Annotated in this window: 16 protein-coding genes; 7 read left to right on the forward strand and 9 right to left on the reverse strand. The window is 56.8% G+C overall.

From position 1 onward, the window contains the following. Positions 1-45 precede the first annotated feature (45 nt). Positions 46-1,071, reverse strand: a complete 1,026-nt coding sequence (locus tag JFN93_RS20815; RefSeq protein WP_199386070.1) for an alpha/beta fold hydrolase — start codon at positions 1,069-1,071, stop codon at positions 46-48. A 564-nt stretch (positions 1,072-1,635) separates the two neighbouring features. Between JFN93_RS20815 and JFN93_RS20820 the strand changes: the two genes are divergently transcribed. The 3 genes from JFN93_RS20820 (at position 1,636) to JFN93_RS20830 (ending at position 6,871) form a co-directional block, all read left to right on the forward strand. Beyond that, entirely contained in the window at positions 1,636-4,701 is a 3,066-nt protein-coding gene (locus JFN93_RS20820; protein ID WP_199386071.1) for a hybrid sensor histidine kinase/response regulator, read from the forward strand. A gap of 1,103 nt (positions 4,702-5,804) precedes the next feature. Then, positions 5,805-6,374 (forward strand): SOUL family heme-binding protein, encoded by a 570-nt coding sequence (locus tag JFN93_RS20825; RefSeq protein ID WP_199386072.1) that lies wholly within the window; start codon positions 5,805-5,807, stop codon positions 6,372-6,374. 14 nt (positions 6,375-6,388) lie between these two features. Further along, a complete protein-coding gene (locus JFN93_RS20830; RefSeq protein ID WP_199386073.1) occupies positions 6,389-6,871 on the forward strand; it encodes a glutathione peroxidase in 483 nt (160 codons plus the stop codon). Between the two features lie 181 nt (positions 6,872-7,052). On the opposite strand, the gene JFN93_RS20835 is transcribed toward JFN93_RS20830, so the two are convergent. The 3 genes from JFN93_RS20835 to JFN93_RS20845 all read right to left on the reverse strand — a co-directional run bounded on the left by JFN93_RS20835 (position 7,053) and on the right by JFN93_RS20845 (position 10,633). Continuing rightward, positions 7,053-8,666, reverse strand: coding sequence for a methyl-accepting chemotaxis protein (locus tag JFN93_RS20835; protein WP_199386074.1), 1,614 nt, complete (start codon positions 8,664-8,666; stop codon positions 7,053-7,055). Between the two features lie 179 nt (positions 8,667-8,845). Beyond that, positions 8,846-9,214 carry a cupin domain-containing protein gene (locus JFN93_RS20840; protein ID WP_199386075.1) on the reverse strand — a complete coding sequence of 123 codons (369 nt, stop codon included), beginning with the start codon at positions 9,212-9,214 and terminating at the stop codon, positions 8,846-8,848. Positions 9,215-9,937: 723 nt separating this feature from the next. Then, positions 9,938-10,633, reverse strand: coding sequence for a VIT1/CCC1 transporter family protein (locus tag JFN93_RS20845; protein WP_199386076.1), 696 nt, complete (start codon positions 10,631-10,633; stop codon positions 9,938-9,940). Between the two features lie 270 nt (positions 10,634-10,903). Here JFN93_RS20845 and JFN93_RS20850 point away from each other — a divergent pair, with 270 nt between their 5' ends. The 4 genes from JFN93_RS20850 to JFN93_RS20865 all read left to right on the forward strand — a co-directional run bounded on the left by JFN93_RS20850 (position 10,904) and on the right by JFN93_RS20865 (position 13,801). After that, positions 10,904-11,350: a MarR family winged helix-turn-helix transcriptional regulator gene (locus JFN93_RS20850; protein WP_199386077.1), complete on the forward strand. Its 447-nt coding sequence runs from the start codon at positions 10,904-10,906 to the stop codon at positions 11,348-11,350. 76 nt (positions 11,351-11,426) lie between these two features. Next, positions 11,427-11,828, forward strand: coding sequence for a hypothetical protein (locus JFN93_RS20855; protein WP_199386078.1), 402 nt, complete (start codon positions 11,427-11,429; stop codon positions 11,826-11,828). Positions 11,829-11,830: 2 nt separating this feature from the next. Further along, positions 11,831-12,397, forward strand: coding sequence for a cysteine hydrolase family protein (locus JFN93_RS20860; protein WP_199386079.1), 567 nt, complete (start codon positions 11,831-11,833; stop codon positions 12,395-12,397). After that, positions 12,398-13,801, forward strand: coding sequence for a DHA2 family efflux MFS transporter permease subunit (locus JFN93_RS20865; protein ID WP_199386080.1), 1,404 nt, complete (start codon positions 12,398-12,400; stop codon positions 13,799-13,801). A gap of 255 nt (positions 13,802-14,056) precedes the next feature. Here the strand turns inward: JFN93_RS20865 and JFN93_RS20870 are convergent, their stop codons facing one another. The 5 genes from JFN93_RS20870 to JFN93_RS20890 all read right to left on the reverse strand — a co-directional run bounded on the left by JFN93_RS20870 (position 14,057) and on the right by JFN93_RS20890 (position 19,363). Then, positions 14,057-14,812: a Fic family protein gene (locus tag JFN93_RS20870; protein WP_199386081.1), complete on the reverse strand. Its 756-nt coding sequence runs from the start codon at positions 14,810-14,812 to the stop codon at positions 14,057-14,059. Positions 14,813-15,337: 525 nt separating this feature from the next. Beyond that, on the reverse strand, positions 15,338-15,661 hold the full coding sequence (locus JFN93_RS20875; protein WP_199386082.1) for a YgjP-like metallopeptidase domain-containing protein: 324 nt from the start codon (positions 15,659-15,661) through the stop codon (positions 15,338-15,340). Then, positions 15,546-17,309, reverse strand: coding sequence for a DUF429 domain-containing protein (locus tag JFN93_RS20880; protein WP_199386083.1), 1,764 nt, complete (start codon positions 17,307-17,309; stop codon positions 15,546-15,548). Before JFN93_RS20880 ends, JFN93_RS20875 begins: the two co-directional genes overlap by 116 nt. 22 nt (positions 17,310-17,331) lie before the next feature. Continuing rightward, positions 17,332-18,138, reverse strand: coding sequence for a hypothetical protein (locus tag JFN93_RS20885; protein WP_199386084.1), 807 nt, complete (start codon positions 18,136-18,138; stop codon positions 17,332-17,334). Positions 18,139-18,613: 475 nt separating this feature from the next. After that, positions 18,614-19,363: a DUF6946 family protein gene (locus tag JFN93_RS20890; RefSeq protein WP_199386085.1), complete on the reverse strand. Its 750-nt coding sequence runs from the start codon at positions 19,361-19,363 to the stop codon at positions 18,614-18,616. Positions 19,364-19,524 lie beyond the last annotated feature (161 nt).

Below are 19,524 nucleotides of genomic sequence, written 5' to 3' on the forward strand. Positions count from 1 at the left end.
CGCTCCCACAGTGAAAAGCAACGCCACCGGTAATCCGTGACCTATTCATTCATGGAGAAAGGAAAGCAGCTCCGCGTGGAACCGCTCCGGCGCTTCCAAATGCGGGATGTGCCCCACCGACGGGATCTCGATGAGCCTCGCCCCCGGAATCTGCGCGACCGTCTTTCTTCCCAACTCGGGATACTGCCCCGCCTTAGGGAGAAGCTCCTTGGGCACCCGCGCCTTCCCAACCACCGTCCGGTCGCTCTGGCCGATCACCAGCAGGGTCGGCACCCGAATCCGGCCGAACTCGTAGCAAACCGGCTGCTCGTAGATCATCTGGTAGGTCTCCGCGGACGAGAGCGCGAGCCGCGGGTACTCCCCGCTCAACTTCTGCCGCGCCGCCGCCTCGGCGGACGCACCGTACTCCGGCTTCCACTTCACGAAGTACCCCTTGTGGTAGGCAAAGATGCTCTCCGAGGTCGCCTTCATCTCCTGGAGGTAAAGCTCCTCCAGTGGAGCGTAAGGGACCAGGGTGCGGTAATCCTCCAGGCCGATCGGATCTTCCAGCACCAGTTTGCTGACCGTTTCCGGGTACATCAAGGTGAACCGGGTCGCCACCATCCCCCCCATCGAATGCCCTACCACGACCACCTTCTTGATTCCCAACGAGTCCAGGATCTTCTTCGTGTTCGCGGCAAGCAGATGGAAGCTGTAATGGAGGTCCGGTTTCGACGATTTGCCGAAGCCGATCTGGTCCGGCACCACGACGCGATACCCCTGTGCGGAGAGGGCATGAATGGTGTCTTTCCAATAAGCGCCGAAAAAGTTCTTTCCGTGCAGCAGCAGGACCGTCCTGCCGTTGGGAGCTCCGTTCGGGGCAACATCCATGTACGCCATGCGCAGGTCCTGGTGCTCGATGGTGAGGGGGAGATACGACACCGGGTACGGGTAGGCATAACCTTCGAGGGTGATGGACAACGGCGCGAGGTCCTTCGCCATGGCATGGGGGACCAAGCCAACCGACCCGCCGAGCAGCATCAACATCGCCAGCAAACCGATCCGAACCGGCAGAATTCGTTCTTTCATCATCTTTCCTCCTGAATCAGCTGAAGTAGTTACGGGGGAGGCCCCGGTTCATCACGTGGAAAAGGTAAAGCGGCAGGTCGCGTTGAGGCACGAAACGCGACATCAACCCTTCGTATCAGCCTCGTTCCCAAGGTCCGACTTGGGAACGCAACCGCCGTTCAAAGCTCCAGCTTTGTGACGGAGATTCTGCGAAGCTGGAGCTTCCGGAAACGTTGACGTTCCCAAGCTGGAGCTTGGGAACGAGATGGTTTCCGGCATCAATTAAGGGAAAGCCCCTCAGTCTTCCGGCTGAAGGGCTTTCTGGTTGGTTGGCTGTGGTGCCATTTACTACCATGTCCCAAGGTGAATGCAAAGCGAAAACAGTGTGAAAATGCCCCTCCGTTCGTAGCGGTAGCCGGCCTGCCCACTCCAGTCATAGTTCCCACGCCAATGCGTAACCCTGCAGTAACAGCTGCGATTTAACCGATGCCAAAGGGTGAAGATCGCTAAAGAAATCTCACTCTCCCGCCGATAGAAATGATTAGGTACTGGATCATCCTACGCACAGCCTTTGAGGGAGCGTGGCACATGCATAAGAAATGGCGGAAATTCCCGGCCAGCCAGCTCACGATCGTCTTCGGTGCGCTTTCGGTGCTTGCCGTCGTGGCGCTGGCCGTCATCGCCGCGGTGGTCTTGCGCAACCGGGAGATCGAGGTCTGGAGCAAGCAGATGAGCAACAACTCTCTGCTTCTGGCCGAGCATACCTCGCAGACCATGGCCTCCTCCTACATGGCGCTCAACACCATTGCCGAAGCTGTTCGCACCGCCGGCGCCGACACTCCGGAATCCTTCCGGAAACTTGTGGCCACGCCGCAGTTTTTCCGCCTGCTGAAAGAAAACACGGAGCATCTTCCGCAAGTCGACGTCGCGACCATCGTTGCCGCCAACGGCGACGTCATCAACTTCACCCGATCCTTCCCTCCCCCCCCCATCAACCTGACCGACCGCGACTATTTCCAAGCCCAGGCCAAAAGTCACGACGCCGCGAACTTCATCAGCACCGCCGTCCGCAACAAGGGCAACGGCAAGTGGGTCTTTTACATCAGCCGCCGCATCGACAACCGGAACGGAGAGATGATCGGCCTGGTCCTGGTCGGCACCTCGGTCGATGTCTTCACCGATTTCTACAAGCGGCTCGGACTCAACCTGGGCAAGGGTTCCTCGGTCACCCTCTACCGCAACGACTATTCCATCCTCACTCGCTGGCCCCGGGATGACTCCCTCATCGGCAAGGTGAACGCCACCGGCACAACCTACACCATCGTCCAGAAGATGAAACTGGATAACGGCGTCCTCTACACGCACGGCTCCCGATTTGCCGAGGGGGGGCGCCCCGTCGACCGCCTCGGTGCCGCGCGCGTCGTGCCCCGTTACCCGCTCCTGGTCAACATCACCGTAACCAGCGACTTCTTCCTGACCAACTGGCGCCACATGGTCAATGGAATTGCCGTCATCGCGCTCGTCTGTATTGCCGCTCTTTTATCGGGGATCGCGGTCCTCTTCGTGGCAATGCGTCAGCGCGAGGCCGATCTGGCGTTGAGCATCCAGCTTCGGCACCGAGCCGAGGAAGCCAACCGTTCCAAGAGCGAGTTTTTGGCCAACATGAGCCACGAGATCCGCACCCCGATGAACGGGATCATCGGGATGGCCGAACTTTTGCGCGGCACCGAGCTCGACCACGAACAGAAGGACTACCTGAACGCCATCAAGATTTCCGCGGACAACCTCCTCGAGATAATCAACGACATCCTGGACTTCTCCAAGATCGAGGCGGGCAGGATCGATCTGGATGAGGCCCCGTTCCATTTCCGGAGCATGCTGGGCCAGACCTTGCGCATGATCTCCACCCGCGCCGCCCAGAAGGGACTGGAGGTGGTCTTCGATGTGGCGCCCGAGGTTCCGGAGGCGTTGGTGGGCGACCCGGGCCGGCTGCGCCAGGTGATGATCAACCTCGTGGGGAACGCGGTCAAATTCGCCGACCGCGGCACCATCGAGGTCGTGGCCAGCCTGGTCGAATCGGCCGAAGAAGACGTGATGCTCCGCATACGGGTTACCGACCAGGGGATCGGCATTCCGCATGAAGTGCAGCCCCGGATCTTCGATGCGTTCGAGCAGGGAGACGCCTCCTCCACCAAGCGCTTCGGGGGGACCGGACTCGGGCTTGCCATCACGAAGCGGCTGGTCGGACTTATGGGGGGAGCCATCTCCCTGGAAAGCGAGCCGGGCGTCGGCAGCAGCTTCACCTTTACCGTCAAGCTCAGGCGCCAGGGAGAAGCGCTCCAGGATCTCAAGGGAAGCGGGCTTTTGGCCGGCGTACCGGTGATGGTGATCGACGATGTCGCAACCAACCGCAACATGCTCGCCTCAGTGCTCACGGGGTGGGGAATGTCGGTGCACCAGGCCCGGGACGGATCGGAGGCGTTGACGGAACTTGCTGCCCTGGAAAAGCGCGGCCGTCTTCCCCGCCTGCTCCTCATCGACATCGTAATGCCGGTACTGGACGGGTGGGAGTTGGCCCGGCAAGTTCGCGAACACCAATCGTATCAGGGCGTGCAGATGGTGATGATGCAAAGCGCCGGCGTCCGAAGCGGCAAACGTTGCCGGGAGCTCGGTGTCGAAGGATACCTCTCCAAGCCGGTGATTCTCGACGAGCTGCGCGATGCCCTGGTGACCATCCTTCAGGGAAGCGGACTGGCCCTGGACGAGCCGGCCAATTCCCGTGCCGACCGCGCGCACCGGAGCCCCCGTAGCGTGCTTGTCGCCGACGACGTCGAAATAAACCGTGAAATCGTACGGATCATCCTGGAAAAGGACGGCCATTGGGTAGCCGAGGCGTGCGACGGCTGCGAGGCGGTGGAGCTCTACCGAAACGGCACCTTCGACATCGTCTTCATGGACATGCAGATGCCGGTCATGGACGGCTACGAAGCGACGCGGGCGATTCGCGCCCTGGAGCAGCAGACGGGACGCAAGACGCCGATCGTGGCGATGACGGCCTACGCTTTAAAGGGAGACCGGGACAAATGCATCGAGGCGGGAGCCGATGACTACCTGGCCAAGCCGGCGCAGCCCGCCGAGGTCGTGGCCCTTCTGGAACGATTGGCAGGAGGAGCCGTCGAGGCAAAGGAACAGTTGGAAGAGTTGCCGGTCGAGCATGTATCTTCTCCAGAATCAGCGGCGGAGCCGGTATCGGCAAAGCCGGTTCCGGGGGAGGAATCATCGGGCGAGTTGCGGCCCGGTACCGCTCAACCGATAGGAGACCCGAACGTTTTCGACTGGGACGACCTGATGAAACGCCTGGGAGGCCAGGAAGCCATGATCCCCCCCTTGGTCGGCCTGTTCATCCGGCTCACCGGCGAGTACCTCCAATCCTTGCAAGATGCCTATGCCGGATCCGACCGGGACCTGGTCGTTTTGAAAGCCCACACCATCAAGGGCGCGTCCGCCAACATCTCGGCGGTAAGGATGAGGGACATTTCAGCAACCATCGAAGACCTGGGCCGCGCCGGGACACTAGACGGAGTACAGCCGCTGCTCGACGAGCTCGATCAATCCTTCCAGCAATTCATCGAGACGACCAAGCCGTACCTGTAACCGTAAAACCAGGCGTTCTGCAGATTGCCGCCCTCGGGCCCGATTCCGCAGATTGCCGCCCTTGAGCCCGATTCTGCAAATTGCCGCCAACGGGCCCGATTCCAAATTGCCGCCATCGGGCCCGATTCCAAATTGCCGCCAACGGGCCCTATTCCGCAGATTGCCGGCCACTGTGCCGGAAGCTCTTCTGCCGCACTGTGGGAGCGCCCTTCTGGGCGCGATTTTCCCCTGCTGAGCCGGGACCTCCTCCCCTCTTCCCGAAGCGGCCCTCACCGTCCTTTCCTCTCTCGTTCCCAAGGTCCACCTTGGGGACGCAATGCCGTCCCAAGCTCCAGCTTGGTAATCTCCGCATCCGCAACCAGAGTAAGGCATCTTCCCGGCACGATTTCCGCGGAGCGTAAGCCTCTTTTTCTTGGAAACAAGAGCGCCCTTCAATTCCAGCTGAATTGAAGGGCGCTTTTTGCGTTGAGACTCCCGACGCCGGTCCGGTTAAACCTCCTGGAAGATCAGGGCCGCAGCCACCGTAGCGGTAATGAAAACCAGAACCAGAGCGATATTTCTCCATGCATGAGGCCGCGACCTATGCACCTGGTATTGCGCCAGGTCATGACGCAACAAAACAATCAGGTTGAGGTCTCCCCCCCGTACCTGCCGCTTTATCATCTTGGACTACCTCCGAATCGAAACGATAGAAAAAAGCATAGCATTTTCCGCGGGTTAAATACAACCGAAGCGTTACCGTTTCTCCAACTGCAGGAGCGACATCCCTGTCGCGATTCCCCCCGAGGGGTCCCCCACCCCGCCCTCATCGGCGTTCATCAGCGTCCATCTGCGGACGCTTTAATGTTTTTCTCCCGTTCCCAAGGTCCACCTTGGGAGCGCTCACAACCTTAGGGAAGTTCCAGCTTCCCACCCCAGCACCCAACCAGCCATTCCCCGGCGCGTTCTGCACCTTCACCACCCTGCACCTGTCCCCTCGTGGCACGTTTTTCCTCTGTCCCTTCCGCGTCCTCCGCGGTTCGAGCTTTGTTTTGCACCGAATCTGACTTAATATCGAAGCTACCAGGGGATTTCTGATCAATCCAGGAACGGGAGAACAGGCAATGGCAACTGAAGAAGCACCCTACACCGTCGTTAAGGCCTCCGGGATCTTCGAACTGCGCGACTACGAGCCGCAGATACTTGCCGAGATCCTGGTTGACAGCACTCTCGAAGATGCCGGCAACAAAGCCTTCCGGCGCCTCTTCAACTACATCTCCGGCGCCAATCAGTCCCGCAGTTCGATTGCCATGACAGCCCCGGTATCACAGGAGCAATCCGGGGAAAAGATCGCCATGACGGCGCCGGTGAGCCAAGAAGCGTCAGCGGGGAAATGGACCGTCAGTTTCACGATGCCGGCCAGCTACACGGTGGAGACGCTACCCGTTCCCAACGACAGCAGCATCATCTTGCGCCAAGTTCCGTCCCGGAGGATGGCAGCGGTCCGCTATTCGGGGACCTGGAGCGAAAAGAACTACCTCGACCACAAAACGCAACTGGAAAACTGGATTCGGGAAAACGGTCTCGTGATCACGGGCGAACCGGTATGGGCCCGGTACAATCCGCCCTTCACCCTCCCATTCCTGCGCCGCAACGAGGTCCTGATACCGGTGGCAAAACCGACCGATGAATAAGGAGGAGCATCGCCATGTCCAGCATCTATGAAATTCCTGTGCAGAGTGCCAGCGGTGAGATCAAGACCCTGGCCGAATATCGCGGCCAGGTCATGCTGATCGTCAACACCGCGAGCAAATGCGGCTTTACCCCTCAGTACCAAGGCCTTGAAGCGCTGTACCGCAGCTACGCCTCGCAGGGCTTCGTGGTGCTCGGCTTTCCCTGCAACCAGTTCGGCGATCAGGAGCCCGGGGATATCAAGGAGATCCAGAGCTTCTGTTCGCTCACCTACGACGTAACCTTTCCCCTGTTCGCCAAGATTGACGTCAACGGACCAGGTGCCGCGCCGCTGTACCAGTATCTGAAAAGTGCAGCAAAAGGATTGCTCGGGAGTGAGGGGATCAAGTGGAATTTCACCAAGTTTCTGGTCGATCGGCAGGGAACGGTACGAGCGCGCTACGCCCCGACGAGCACGCCGGAAAGCCTGAGAAAGGATATCGAAGCGGCTCTACGTTGAGAGACATCGGGGGCACCTGGGGGTGCCTCCCAAGGGGCATCAGGCAGGAAAAATGAAAGGGGACGGACAACTTTGTCATAAAAGTTGCCGTCCCCTTTTTTTCCGCCGTCTTCCCGGGGCGTTGGAAGATGTTACCAGCGTTGCCCCAGCCCCAGGGAGGTGGTCTCCTGAGAAGAATGTTTTATAGCTTGAATTTCGTCACCACCGTCAGCATCTCTTCCGCATTTTGGCTCAGTTTTGCTGCAGCCCCGGCCGATTCCGTCGCCCCCTGTGAGGTCTGCTGCACGACTTCGGTGATCAGCTGAAGGTTGCTGGATATCTCGCTGGTGGTGGCGGTCTGCTCTTCTGCGGCGGTGGCAATCTGGTTCACCTGCATCGCGACATCATGGATCTGGCTCAGGATCGCCTGGAGCGCCTCCCCTGACTTCGCTGCCTCCACAGTTCCCGCCTCAACTTGATGAACCCCCTGTTGCATCGCATCGACGGCCCCTTTTGTCTCGCTTTGTATGGCCTTGATCATATCGCCGATCTCCCTGGTGGCCCTGGTGGTCCGCTCGGCCAAGGCGCGGACTTCGTCGGCAACGACGGCGAATCCGCGCCCCTGCTCCCCGGCTCGTGCGGCCTCAATAGCGGCATTGAGGGCAAGAAGGTTGGTCTGGTCCGCGATATCCTCGATGGTTCCGATGATCTGTCCGATCTGGTCGCTCCTTTGCCCGAGGCTTGCCACGGTGTCCGCCGACTGCTGTACCTTTTCGGCAATCTGGGCCATGACCGTGATGGTCCGATCCACGACGGCGGCACCGTTTCCCGCCGTTGTGGCGGCATTCTGGGCTCCTAAAGCAGCCTGCTGACAATTCATGGCGATGTCACCCGAGGTGGCGGCCATTTCCTCACCCGCAGTGGCAACGGTGCCCGCCTGGGCGGCCACCTCCTCCGCTCCGGTGGCGATCTGTTCCGCAGTCGATTCAAGTTGATTGGCCGCCGTCGCAACCAGTTGCGAAGAATCGGCGACCTGGCGCAGGATGATCTTGAGCCCTTCGGTCATGTCGCTGAATGCCTCGCTCAGATGTCCCACCTCATCCCCCGAACGATAGGAGATCGCCACGGTCAAATCGCCGTTGGCAACCTGGCGTGCCTGGCCAGCCAGAAGATGCAACGGAGCGGTAATGGATCTGGAGATGATAAGCCCCAGCAGGAAGGCCAGGACCGCGCCAAGGAGCGCGGCGCCGATCATGAGCCGGCCCGACCTGGTGGCGTCAACCGCATTTTTCTCCGAGGTATCCTTGGCGGCTTTCAGATTCAGATCGAACACCTTCTGTACCAAGGTGCGCGTCTCATCAACTCCCTTCAGGTTCGCTTCTCGCAGGGCGAGCATCTCGTCGAACTTCCCGGCTTGGCCGAGAGACTTCATCTGTTCCACGTACTTTTTGTGCGCGTCGAACTGAGTCAGCAACTGTTTGTACATCTTTTCATCTTCGGCGTCGATGAGAGTGCTCTTGTACCCCTTGAGTGCTTTATCGATCTGCGCCAAGTCATTATCTACGACTTTCACGTAGTCGGGAGCGTATCGTTTCTCTATGGCAATGTAAGCGATATGCGCGAGCGATCTTTCGAAGCCTTCGGTCACATCGGATAACTCCCCGAGCGGCACCGTGCACTTCTCATACAGGAAGGTGTCGGCATCGTCGAGCGTGTGAATGTGGAAATAGCCAAACAGGCCTATTACCAATGCAACGAGAGAAACCGCCATGAACCCACCGGTTAATTTGGCCCCGATTCGCATGTTCGTAAACATTGCCCCTCCTAAAGGATCAAGGATTCCCCACATACGAACCTCATCGGAGCTTCACCGCAAAGCTTTATCATTTTAATTAAACCATTATCGTAACCATACCAAAACCAAAGCTCTCCTGCCCCCTTTTCTTTCCCAGCTAAGCAGTGGGGTCGTCCTAATGTTAGATGTCGGGTCCCCCCTTACTCCTGCCTGACTATGTCGACCGAGATCTCCACCGCCGGTATTGTTCCCCGATTCTCAAGCCAATGGAGGGTGTTCCTATCCTCGGGCCAGCCCACTCCGGGCCCATACTCGGTGGCGACTCCATTTCGATGGTCGGTAATGGTGCCTTGCAGAATGTAGACGGTGCCCGGCCTGTCTTTATGGTCGTGAATCGGGCCGAAAACGCCACCCGGTTCGATCGTCACCATACGCATGCGAAGCTGCCGTCCAGCCATCCCCTCGATCTCGGGCCCAAGGTCAACCGTTGCCAGTGACTCGACCGTAACCCCTTTCGTCTCAGCTGCCACCTCTTCTCTGTCCATCGTGCACTCCTCCCGTACTTCCATGGCTGAGCTCCTGATTGCCGCTGTTGAAAACAAGCCACCTTCACACCTCCGATTATACGCGCGCCCCACATCGCGGCTCAATCTAACGGAGTTCCCAAAACAGTATCCGGCATTGATATCCCCCTTTGGCAAAGGGATGGGCAGCGTTGTCCGGTTACTTATTGCAACAAGACCTTACCTCCCTCGCCCTCCGGGAGAGGGACGGGGTGAGGGGCTGCCGCAGGCCAAAGAGCCAAGCTTGCGACGTGAGGGACGAGACGTGCGCCGGAAGGTCTACCATCATTTAAGGCCCGGTCATAAAAAACATAGGACTATAATGAGTTAGGCGACCAACAAGGGAGGTACGACAACATGACGACTTGTCCGAGATGCGCAGGGAATGGAGTGATCGAATGCTCAACGTGTGATGGAACGGGCACGTACAATCCGTCCCTGATACCGGTAGGCGGCGTCTTCGCGGATCAATGCCAGAGATGCGAAGCAACCGGCCAAGTAACGTGCCCCAATTGCCAAGGCCAGGGCCTTACCAAATAAAAGCGGCGCCGGAATTGCCGGCGGGTTTGGGGCGAGCAGCGTCCCTCAGTGTAACGGGAAGCCCCTCCCCTGCCCCGAAGTAAAGAGCCCGCTTTCAGGCAAGAAAGCGGGCTCTTTCTTTAAACATCGTCAAATGCGTAGGCTCGACTCTCAGGATGTTCTGAGTTTGGCCCTTTGAGCCCCATCCCCCTAAACCGCGGCTCCGAACAACCGACCGGCACCTGCCGTGATCGCCATGGCGAGTGCGCCCCAAAAGGCGACCCGCAATGCCCCCTTGGCAACGGGTGCCCCACCAGCATAGGCCGCGGTTCCCCCAAGACCAATCAAAGCAACGAGTGCCGTCACCGAAGTAACTTCGCCAACCCGAGTCGAAGGTGCCAGTAACGCCGCGGCAAACGGGATGGCCGCCCCCACGGCAAAAGATAGTGCGGAGGTGATCGCAGCCTGGATCGGCCTTGACCGTGTGGTTTCCGAAATGCCAAGTTCATCGCGGGTATGCGTTCCAAGGGCATCGCTCGTCATGAGCTTTTCGGCTACGAGTCGTGCCAGCGGCTCATCGAGTCCTCGGCCGACATAAATCGATGTCAACTCGATCAATTCGCTCTCCGGTTCCGTTTCCAGTTCGCGCTTTTCTTTCTCGATGTCCGCATTTTCGGTATCGGCCTGAGACTTTACCGACACATACTCCCCCGCCGCCATGGACATGGCGCCGGCCACCAGCCCCGCCACGCCGGTTATCAGGATACTGCCATGGGGAGCACCGGAAGCCGCGACACCGACGACCAGGCTTGCCACCGAGATGGTCCCGTCATTGGCACCGAGCACGGCAGCGCGAAGCCATCCGGTACGGCCACCTCGGTGGGACTCTTGGGAAACGTGCGGCATGGACATCTTCTCCTTGTTCCGAAGAGGGTTATGTCAAGGGATAGGCTTAACTTTGCTTTTGAGAGTCTACACCTCCCCCCGAGGAAATGCAGGAATACCCAGCCATTAATCGGCCCACAACGATCGCTTAGCGCCTCATGCCCCATGGTTGCCACTCCGGTGGCATGCCGAAGGTGAGCACTCAGGGTTGACGTAGTTACGACGGTACGTTCCGGTCGCGCACCGCCCCAAATTTTAAAATTGACAGTTTACCTGATAAGTTTTACTGTCATGTTCATGACCAGAAAAAATAAAGCGGTAAATACGATCGAAGATTTCGTTTTGGCCATTGGACTGATTGTGCGGCGGGTTCGCGCCGATGCCCCGCGCGAATTCCAGGAATTTTCCTGGACCCAGAAAGCGGTTCTTTCCCGTCTGGAGAAAGATGGCCCGACGACCACAGCCGCTCTCGCCCGCGCCGAGGGGATCAAGCCGCAGTCGATGAGTACCGCCATAGCATCGCTGGAAACGATGGGACTGGTGGAACGAAAGGCTCACTCCAGCGACGGCCGCCAGATCAATATCGCGCTGACTGAGAAAGGAACGGCAATGCGAAAGAGCCTCAAAGAGGCAAAACAGCACTGGCTGTCCGAGGCCTTCTCCCAACTCGACGAGAAAGAACGGGCGGTACTTTTTCAGGCCGGGGAAATCATGAAACGGATGGCGGAAAGGTCATGACGACTGCGGATAGACACAAACGAAGGGGAAGTGACGGATACCGACCCGTTTTCGGAACAGGCAACCAGGAGAAACCATGACCGCGATCCATATCTCTTATTTCTTCGGCGGGATGTTTCTCGCCAATTCTATCCCGCACCTGGTTAGCGGATTAATGGGCAGGTCTTTCCAAAGCCCATTTGCCAAGCCTCCGGGGAAAGGACTTTCATCATCTACCGTGAACGTCTTGTGGGGATGGCTGAACATCGGCGCAGGTTACCTCCTCACGTTGCATGTTGGGCATTTTGATATCCATGCTCCAGCCGACGTGGCGGCCTTCGGAGTTGGAGGCATCCTGATCTCGATTCAATCGGCTCGCCATTTTGGCAAATTTCACGGCGGCAACTCTCCTTCACCTGCTGCTGCCACTGATTGCCTGCGGCACCAAAAGGATGGAGAAGTAGCCCTAACCACCACCGACCAGACGCAACGGGAGTAAAGATGAAGCTCGACCCGCAAAAGACCGCATTTCTCACGCTCGATATCCAAAATGGCATCGTGGCAATGGCCCCGAACGCCGAGGCTGCCGTTACCTCCGCCACGAAGGCGGTGAATTTCGCCCGAGAAAAGGGATTCCTCGTGATCCACGTCGGCCTCGGTTTCTCCGAAGGTCACCCGGAAATTCCCGATTTCGAATCGCCCTTTCTGATGGTGAAACAGAACAATCTGTTCGTGAAGGGGACCCCTTCCGCCGAGTTCCACAGCGGGATCCTGGAGCCCGGCGACCCCATCGTCTACAAGCAGCGGGTCGGCGCCTTCTCCGAAAACCATCTCGACCTCATGCTCCGCGCCCGCGGCATCGATCACCTGGTGCTGTTTGGAATTTCCACCAGCGGCATCGTTCTTTCCACGCTCAGGCGGGCGTTCGACCTCGATTACCGAAGCATCATCCTCAAAGACGCCTGCTTCGATGCCGACCAGGAAGTTCATCGGGTTCTCACCGAAAAGGTATTTCCACGCCAAGCCATCGTCACGACGGTGGCGGAGCTGACCGAAGAAGGACCTTAAATGAGCACGGAAGCCGCAACGATGGCAGGTAACGAGCTTTCTTTACCGGAGAAGCTTGATTCGAAGGCGTGGCAAATAATCGCCGTGGTGATCCTCGCCCCGTTCATGACCCAGATGGATGCGACCATTGTCAACGTGTCGCTTTCCTCCATCAGGGAAGATCTGCATGCCTCACTTTCCGCAACGCAGTGGATCATCAGCGGCTACCTCCTGGCGCTGGCCCTCATTCTCCCGGTCAACGGCTGGCTGGTGGACCGTTTTGGAACCAAGAGACTCTACCTCTTCTGCTTTTCCTCCTTTACTGCGGCATCTTTTCTGTGCGGTGCGGCCCACACGATGCAGCAGCTCGTCGCGGCCCGCATCGTTCAGGGGTTAGCAGGCGGACTTTTGACGCCGCTGACGCAACTGATGATGGCCCGGGTTGCCGGAAGGCAGATGGCGAGAGTGGTCGGCTACGCCTCGGCGCCGGTCCTTCTTGCGCCCTTGCTCGGCCCTCCCCTCGCAGGAGCCATTTTAAAACACGCCAGCTGGCCCTGGCTTTTCTACGTCAATCTCCCGGTCGGCATCCTGGCAGTTGCCCTGGCGGCGGCACTTCTTCCCCATGACGAATCGCTGATCCGCAAACGCCCCTTCGATCTCCCGGGATTTCTGCTGTTATCGCCGGGGCTATCCTGCACCCTCTACGGTCTGGAGCAGTTCGCCCACCATCAATCGCCGTTTTTTCTGGCTCTGGGCCTACTGTTACTCGGCTCCTTTATCTGGTTGGCGCTGCGAAAAAAAGAGAAGGCACTCATCGACCTCGAGCTCTTCAGGATTCGCACCTTCTCCACCGCCGCGATCACCCAGTTTCTGTCCAATGGCATCCTGTTCGCCGGACAGTTTCTCCTGCCGCTTTACCTCATCTCGGGGGCGGGACTCTCTCCGACGGGAGCCGGATGGGTGCTCACCTCGATGGGAATCGGAATGCTGTGCAGCTATCCCTTTATGGGGTTTCTGACGGAAAAGTTCGGATGCCGGGCGGTAGCGACGGGCGGGGTATTACTCAATCTGGTCGGCACCCTCCCGTTTCTTTGGATGGCGCAGGCGGGGTTTTCGATGCCGCTTGCCCTGGCGGGATTGTATCTGCGGGGTTTAGGTCAAGGCGCTACCGGTATTCCATCACTTGCGGCCGCTTACGCATCGGTTCCCAAAAGCAAACTCAGCCTGGCAGCGACCGCCATCAACATCGTGCAGAGGCTCGGCGGCCCGATAGCGACAACCACCCTCGCCATAGTCCTGACCTTTTCCGAGGAACTTCATAATGTCCACGGCCCCCATTCCTTTTTTATACCCTTCGCCGCCATACTCGTTCTTCAGCTGGTGGTAATCGGGGCAGCTATCAGACTCCCGGTAAGAATCCAATGAGCAACGCAAGCCTCGTAGGTCGCGTTGGAGGCACCAAACGCGACATCTGCCTCCCCCTCGACGATGCAACAGGATTCCCACTAGTTTCCCAGATAGACCGTGGGATCAAGCCGATTTCCAAGCTTCAGCTTCGGTAAAGCGTAGGGTGGGCACCCGTGCCCACGCGGCAAACACCAAAAAAAGAGCCCGCCTCCGTGCCAGGAAGCGGGCTCTCGTTTTTCTCAAACGTTCAACGATGAAGGGCTTTTCGCTCTGCTATTTCCTCTCAAGACTCTGCAGCAGACGCAGATAATCCCTCTGGCTTTCCCAGACCATGCTGGAAAGGAGATCGACAAATGGAGCATCGTTTCCGGTGTTACTCTCCCGGACCGCCGCCAGGTATTCGCTGCGCAGCACCGGCGGAATGATAGTTACCGGGTAGCCTTCCTGGAGTAGCGCGAGATTCATCAGAAGCCGCGCGGCCCTGCCGTTGCCGTCGACAAAGGGATGAATGGTAACCAGCCGAGTGTGCAGGAGCGCCGCGAACTCGATGGGATGCTTCTCTGCCCGAAGGCGGGGGATGTCATTTGCAAACCCCGCCATCAGCACCTTCACTTCACTCGGTGCGGGGAATACGAAGTCTGTTCCGGTGACGATGATGTTCTGCTTTCGGTAGCGGCCGGCATTGGCCTCATCGATGCGGTAGTAAAAGAGCTTGTGCAACTTCAGGATGTCCCGTTCGTCGATCTTCTTGCGACGGGCGAGTTTCTGCAGGTAGTCGAAGGCCTCAGCGTGGCCGATCGCCTCGAAATGGTCCTTAAGTGGCTTGCCGCCAATGGTGATGCCATCCTCGATGACCACCTTGGTCTCGGTCTCGGTGAGGCTGTTTCCTTCCAGGGCGTTACTCGCCCAGGTGAGACCGATACGGAAGTACTCCCGTAACTGTTTAAGCGGCTGCCCCTGCAAAGGACGATGTTGGTTGATCTCCTGCTGGAGCTTGTCAGCGACCGCAATCCGGTTAGTGAATGTCATGGGCAGACTCCCGATAAAAGAAGAGGCGCTGAAACTACTTGCGGCATATTCAGTTGAACAAAAAAGGATAGACACAAGGAGATCCGAAGGGCCACCCATTGTAACACAGCACTAAACCAGTTGGTCATATTTTTGATGATAGACATATCGGAGAAGATCAGCTTCGTAGGTCGCGTTGAGGCACCAAACGCGACATCCCCTACCCTTCCACGATGAACGGCCCCCATGATGCATCGGGATTCGCCCTCGATCCCAAGGTCCACCTTGGGATCGCACCACTTTTCAAAGCTCCAGCTTTTTAAAGCATAGGGTAGGCACTCCGTGCCCACCGCCAACCACCGAAGCAAAGAGCCCGCTTCAATAAAAGAAAGCGGGCTCTTCTTTCGACATCTCATCCAAATGTCCGTATGTCGAACCTGACCCCACGTCCTGTCCTAGTCCATAGCCTTCCGCTTTTCCTCTGGCCATCTGCATCTGGAGCGAAGATAGCTTCTAGAGGTAAATGATACTTCCGCGAGTCCATATCTAATACTCCCAACCGCCCTGCGCCAGCGGCGCTCGGTTCAGCTCTTCCCGGTACTGCCACCACATCGGTTGATCCATCAACGCCGTGAAACGGTCCGTGTGCAGCAGTTCAAGTAGGTGGACCAGTTCGTGAACGATGATGTACTCCAAGCAATAGATCGGCTTCTTGACCAGCTCCAAGTTCAGCCAGATCCTCCGAGCCTCAACGCTACATGTCCCCCGCTTCGTCTTCATCAACTTGACGTGCATCATCGACCTTGATCTCCAACTCATGTCTGAGCGATTGTGCAAAGCCGTCCAGTCCCGGGAAGAGTGACCCGGCATGAATGTTCATTTCTCGTAATTTTTTCAAAAACTCAATTCTCAGGTTCTTATCGACGGTTAGTTTTTTCAGAACCGGAACATTTGGCACTTCAGGGGTCATAATCATTCGCATCAGAGTCTGGCAGAATGAAGCCTCATGAAGCAACCTGCACAAGAAAAACCCTTGTTGCGCAATCATCCGTTGGTTAGCCCGTAATGGATCAACCTTAACGATGACTGGCTCTTTGGTAAGCGGAATCGAACTGTACCGATTGCCACCATTGGTCTGAATGCTCTGCATCACCGAAATCACGGTTTCCAAACTGACCAGCTCATGACCTCGGCTATCAATCCAATCTAAATTGATTGCCCAGACGGCACACGTCTCCTCATACGGTTCTTCAAGGAAAGCAAAGTACGAAGCCACGTATGCGGATTTCGTCCAGTCCAGTAGCCGGGTCGGAACACCGTGATGTTGCATGATGGCCAGCCAACTGGCAAGATCTTCAACGGCGGGGAAGTGGCTAATATAGTGGTGAGCTTGCTGCCGGAAACGAAAGAGCAGCTCGTCTTGCTCAGAGTCGCGGTCGAGATGGTGGTAGCCATTCTCATACTCTACTCTGACTGCCCGATCAAGAGAGGTCTCAAGGGACCATGAAGATTCACGCTGTCCACGAAAACCCCATGATCCTTCCATCCCATCCACCCACTTCTGAAAATCGCTCCAAGATCCAGCATGCTCAGTAAATACGAACTTTCCGAAAGGGCGATCACCCAGAAAGGGTTCCTGTGCAACTCGATCAGTACCGGCCATCGCCATTTTCCATTCTGTAGCAACTTGTTGCAATTGCTGCGACCAATTACACGATCTTGCCATCTTTTGCTGGATTTGTTGTTCCACTGGCACCCTCGGAACCCAGATCACATCATTCGGAGGAATCCCAATCGGCTCACGATCCTTTACATCCAGACTGGCGACCCAAGCTGCTAAGTAGGCGTCGAGGTTGTCATGGTGTCGTCCATACCCAATCTGATTCAGGCACCGTGGGTCTGGGATGGTCGGCCAGCCTGTGAACCGCGCAGCTGCTGACAACTGCGACAAGAGTCCCTCTTCTTTGGTTTTGTGGACACCATTCGCTCCTAGAGTCACTGCGATTGCCTGAGGGAAAACCTCAAGACATTCCCACTCTTGGCGGAGTCGGCGAAAAAGGTCAAACCCGACCAGCATCCACAACTGGTTCGCATGTGGCAGTCTCGATTCCTCGCCACCATTGGCGAGGTGGGCTTTGGCTTTGTCTCGGATCTTACCGAACTGGTTGGCGTTGGGTGTGGAAATGCAACTGATCTTCTTCCGGTCCAATCCTTTCTCTGCTTCACGACGAGTAGCGCCGTTTACTTTCGGATCGCTGGGAGCATCGATGGCAATTCTTCGGATCGTCACGCCAAAGGTGCGCTCCACATCTCGAAGATACCGAACGGTCAACTCGGCAAATTCCTTTACGATTGCATCATCGAGAATCTTCGCGTTCCCCGAGCCTTGAGGGGGAAGTGGTGCAGTGGCGCTCCTGAGGGGGAGTGGCTCAAGGACGCCGTCCCGCCAGGCACAAACCGAGACTGGTAAGAGTTTCTTTTTTGCGAAAGCGATGTCAATTCCGGCGTATGCGTCCATTATACCCGCTCGAAGTGGCTTTCTAATGCTTAGGGATACGCTGTTCTTGCACGACGATGCTTACGAAAAATTCCATAAGCGACATGGCTTTGAGGCTATTTGCGAAGGTACAGTAATCCGTGCTGGTTCCATGTAGAATTTCATGACGGTTTAGGGAGTTAGGAAAGCAAGACCTATAGCCCTCACTTGCCGTCAAACCCGATGGTTGACAAAGAGGGGACAGAAAAGCATCAGTAATAGGTCCAGTGCTGATCGATTCAACCAGCTCCTTCGTTTGAGGAATTCCCTTTCTGGTTGAATAGAACTTGGTATTGAACTCCTGAAGGCACATACCCTCAACTTGGATTAGAAGGACTGGCACCGAAAGTTCAAAGTAGCCATCTCTATGCGCACGCAAGGCAGATGAAATGATGTGAGCACGATTTGAAAAGCGGTCCACAGCTCGGGTTTCAATATCCTTGGCATTCGAAGCTATCCAAGACTCCATCATTTTATCGACTTCGGCTAAATTACATGATTCTATTTCCGCCTGAAGCTCTCGAATGAATCCCATGTCCATTTCTGAGGATATGTACCAACCTCGTCCAGCAAGAGCTGATATTACAGTTCGAAGGTCTTCGGGCAACCTTTGGACAGATTCGACGGCTGCGAGAAAAATTGGTCGAAAACTGTTTATCGCCTGTGTTTCTACGGCTGACAACTGCTGAATAAATTCGGCAGCCGAATTGCCGATTTCTCGAAGCTGCCGCATCCATTCGTCCACGCCTTTGAGAGATTCGTTCGCACCCATCGTCGTTTCGTAGCCTCCCTGCGGCAATTGCAGCTTCATGGTGAAGTAGGAACCCCAAGCAAACGGAAAGCGAGATCCTCATCTCCCCAACGATACGATGGTTGTAAATCCTTTCTCATCTCCCTTATCAGGACACCGAGTAGCTCGTCGTGTCGAGTGTTGTTCGGGTCAGGGGTTCGAGATGAGGTCTGTTGGAGGTATGAGTCAAGAGCACGTAGGACCGCAGGTGGTGCTACAAGATGAAGACTATTTACAGCATCTGCGTACCGAGCATGCTCCTCAGCACTGCCGCGCTCTTTCACGATTCCAGACAACGCCAAAATATATTCACGATAACGGTCCAGTTTCATCTTCCGCCAGTCTGCTTCATGTTCGCGACGTCGAGTGAAGAAGTTCGTCAACGAGACCACTACAACAGCCGTACCTGCTGAGATCATCGCCGTCCATGTCGTTGAATCCATGTTGTTCTAGCTCCAAGCGCAGAAGTCAGCAGCTTCACTTCTTCAGGGTTGCATCAGGCCGCTACGATCTTTCCTACGAAGCATGCTACCCCGTCGATCTGGAAAGGACCGTAGAGGCAACTCGGTTCCACGGTGATCGCGTCTGAGGACAACGTCTGAACAAGCATTTCGAGGTCGCGGTGGTTTCGAATGAGGTTTTCTTCGAACGTCAGGTTGGTTTGGAACTCATGAACTACAAAGAGGGCTATAGAGGACGAATCGAGCTTTGCTTGAAGCGCTGTTCCGCATATGGCAGCCAACAACTGGTATCTCACTGCGCCCCAGTTCCATTCTGTTGGCGCCTCAGTGTGTCCGACCATCTGAAGGAGAGCCTGAATCCTCTCTGGAGCCTTGGTAGAAATCTCACACACTCGGCGCTTCATCGCCCGTTGCCAATATTCAGATACGGTCTCATTGCCGAACGCTTCGTCTGCTTTGGCTTCGATGCACACCGTGAGCCCGTGGTCCGTAGTCTGACCTATCAAAGCGAGATCATGGTTTCGCCCTTCGCCACGTTGAGGGAGGCGGGTTACCTTCTCAGGTACTCCAGTCAGCAGCTTCACCCCTCGGAGCCAAGGGATCGATAGGAGTAGCGATTCAAGCTCCGTTGGAACCGATAACGTCTCTTCCCGGAACCACGCTTTTGCAAGCTCCATGGCACTGCGACCTTCCTTCCACTGGTATTCTCTCTTGGGGCGTGTCCAGTCCTCCCAGCATGTGATCAACGTTCCGTCGGGTCGATGCAGTGTCAGTGTCTTTGTCATCCTCTCGCTCCTATGAGGAAGGAAACCCGCTCAAACTGGTACTATCATCCATGTATTGGCTGTGGCTCAGAGGGTCAGGTCTTTACGGCCTGTTGCCCAAAAGGCATCTTTACCCACTCGCTTTTCTCGGAATTGCTGTAACGTACCGAAAAATATGGATT

Source organism: Geomesophilobacter sediminis (assembly GCF_016458275.1).
GTDB classification, from domain to species: domain Bacteria; phylum Desulfobacterota; class Desulfuromonadia; order Geobacterales; family Geobacteraceae; genus Geomesophilobacter; species Geomesophilobacter sediminis.

Bases quoted from the DNA above. Each gene is read 5' to 3' on its own strand.
- JFN93_RS20865 (WP_199386080.1), top strand. From the start codon at position 12,398: ATGAGCACGGAAGCCGCAACGATGGCAGGTAACGAGCTTTCTTTACCG.
- JFN93_RS20860 (WP_199386079.1), top strand. From the start codon at position 11,831: ATGAAGCTCGACCCGCAAAAGACCGCATTTCTCACGCTCGATATCCAA.
- JFN93_RS20850 (WP_199386077.1), top strand. From the start codon at position 10,904: ATGTTCATGACCAGAAAAAATAAAGCGGTAAATACGATCGAAGATTTC.
- JFN93_RS20855 (WP_199386078.1), top strand. From the start codon at position 11,427: ATGACCGCGATCCATATCTCTTATTTCTTCGGCGGGATGTTTCTCGCC.
- JFN93_RS20845 (WP_199386076.1), bottom strand. From the start codon at position 10,633: ATGCCGCACGTTTCCCAAGAGTCCCACCGAGGTGGCCGTACCGGATGG.
- JFN93_RS20835 (WP_199386074.1), bottom strand. From the start codon at position 8,666: ATGTTTACGAACATGCGAATCGGGGCCAAATTAACCGGTGGGTTCATG.
- JFN93_RS20880 (WP_199386083.1), bottom strand. From the start codon at position 17,309: ATGGACGCATACGCCGGAATTGACATCGCTTTCGCAAAAAAGAAACTC.
- JFN93_RS20870 (WP_199386081.1), bottom strand. From the start codon at position 14,812: ATGACATTCACTAACCGGATTGCGGTCGCTGACAAGCTCCAGCAGGAG.
- JFN93_RS20830 (WP_199386073.1), top strand. From the start codon at position 6,389: ATGTCCAGCATCTATGAAATTCCTGTGCAGAGTGCCAGCGGTGAGATC.
- JFN93_RS20815 (WP_199386070.1), bottom strand. From the start codon at position 1,071: ATGATGAAAGAACGAATTCTGCCGGTTCGGATCGGTTTGCTGGCGATG.
- JFN93_RS20890 (WP_199386085.1), bottom strand. From the start codon at position 19,363: ATGACAAAGACACTGACACTGCATCGACCCGACGGAACGTTGATCACA.
- JFN93_RS20825 (WP_199386072.1), top strand. From the start codon at position 5,805: ATGGCAACTGAAGAAGCACCCTACACCGTCGTTAAGGCCTCCGGGATC.
- JFN93_RS20840 (WP_199386075.1), bottom strand. From the start codon at position 9,214: ATGGAAGTACGGGAGGAGTGCACGATGGACAGAGAAGAGGTGGCAGCT.
- JFN93_RS20885 (WP_199386084.1), bottom strand. From the start codon at position 18,138: ATGAAGCTGCAATTGCCGCAGGGAGGCTACGAAACGACGATGGGTGCG.
- JFN93_RS20820 (WP_199386071.1), top strand. From the start codon at position 1,636: ATGCATAAGAAATGGCGGAAATTCCCGGCCAGCCAGCTCACGATCGTC.
- JFN93_RS20875 (WP_199386082.1), bottom strand. From the start codon at position 15,661: ATGCCGGGTCACTCTTCCCGGGACTGGACGGCTTTGCACAATCGCTCA.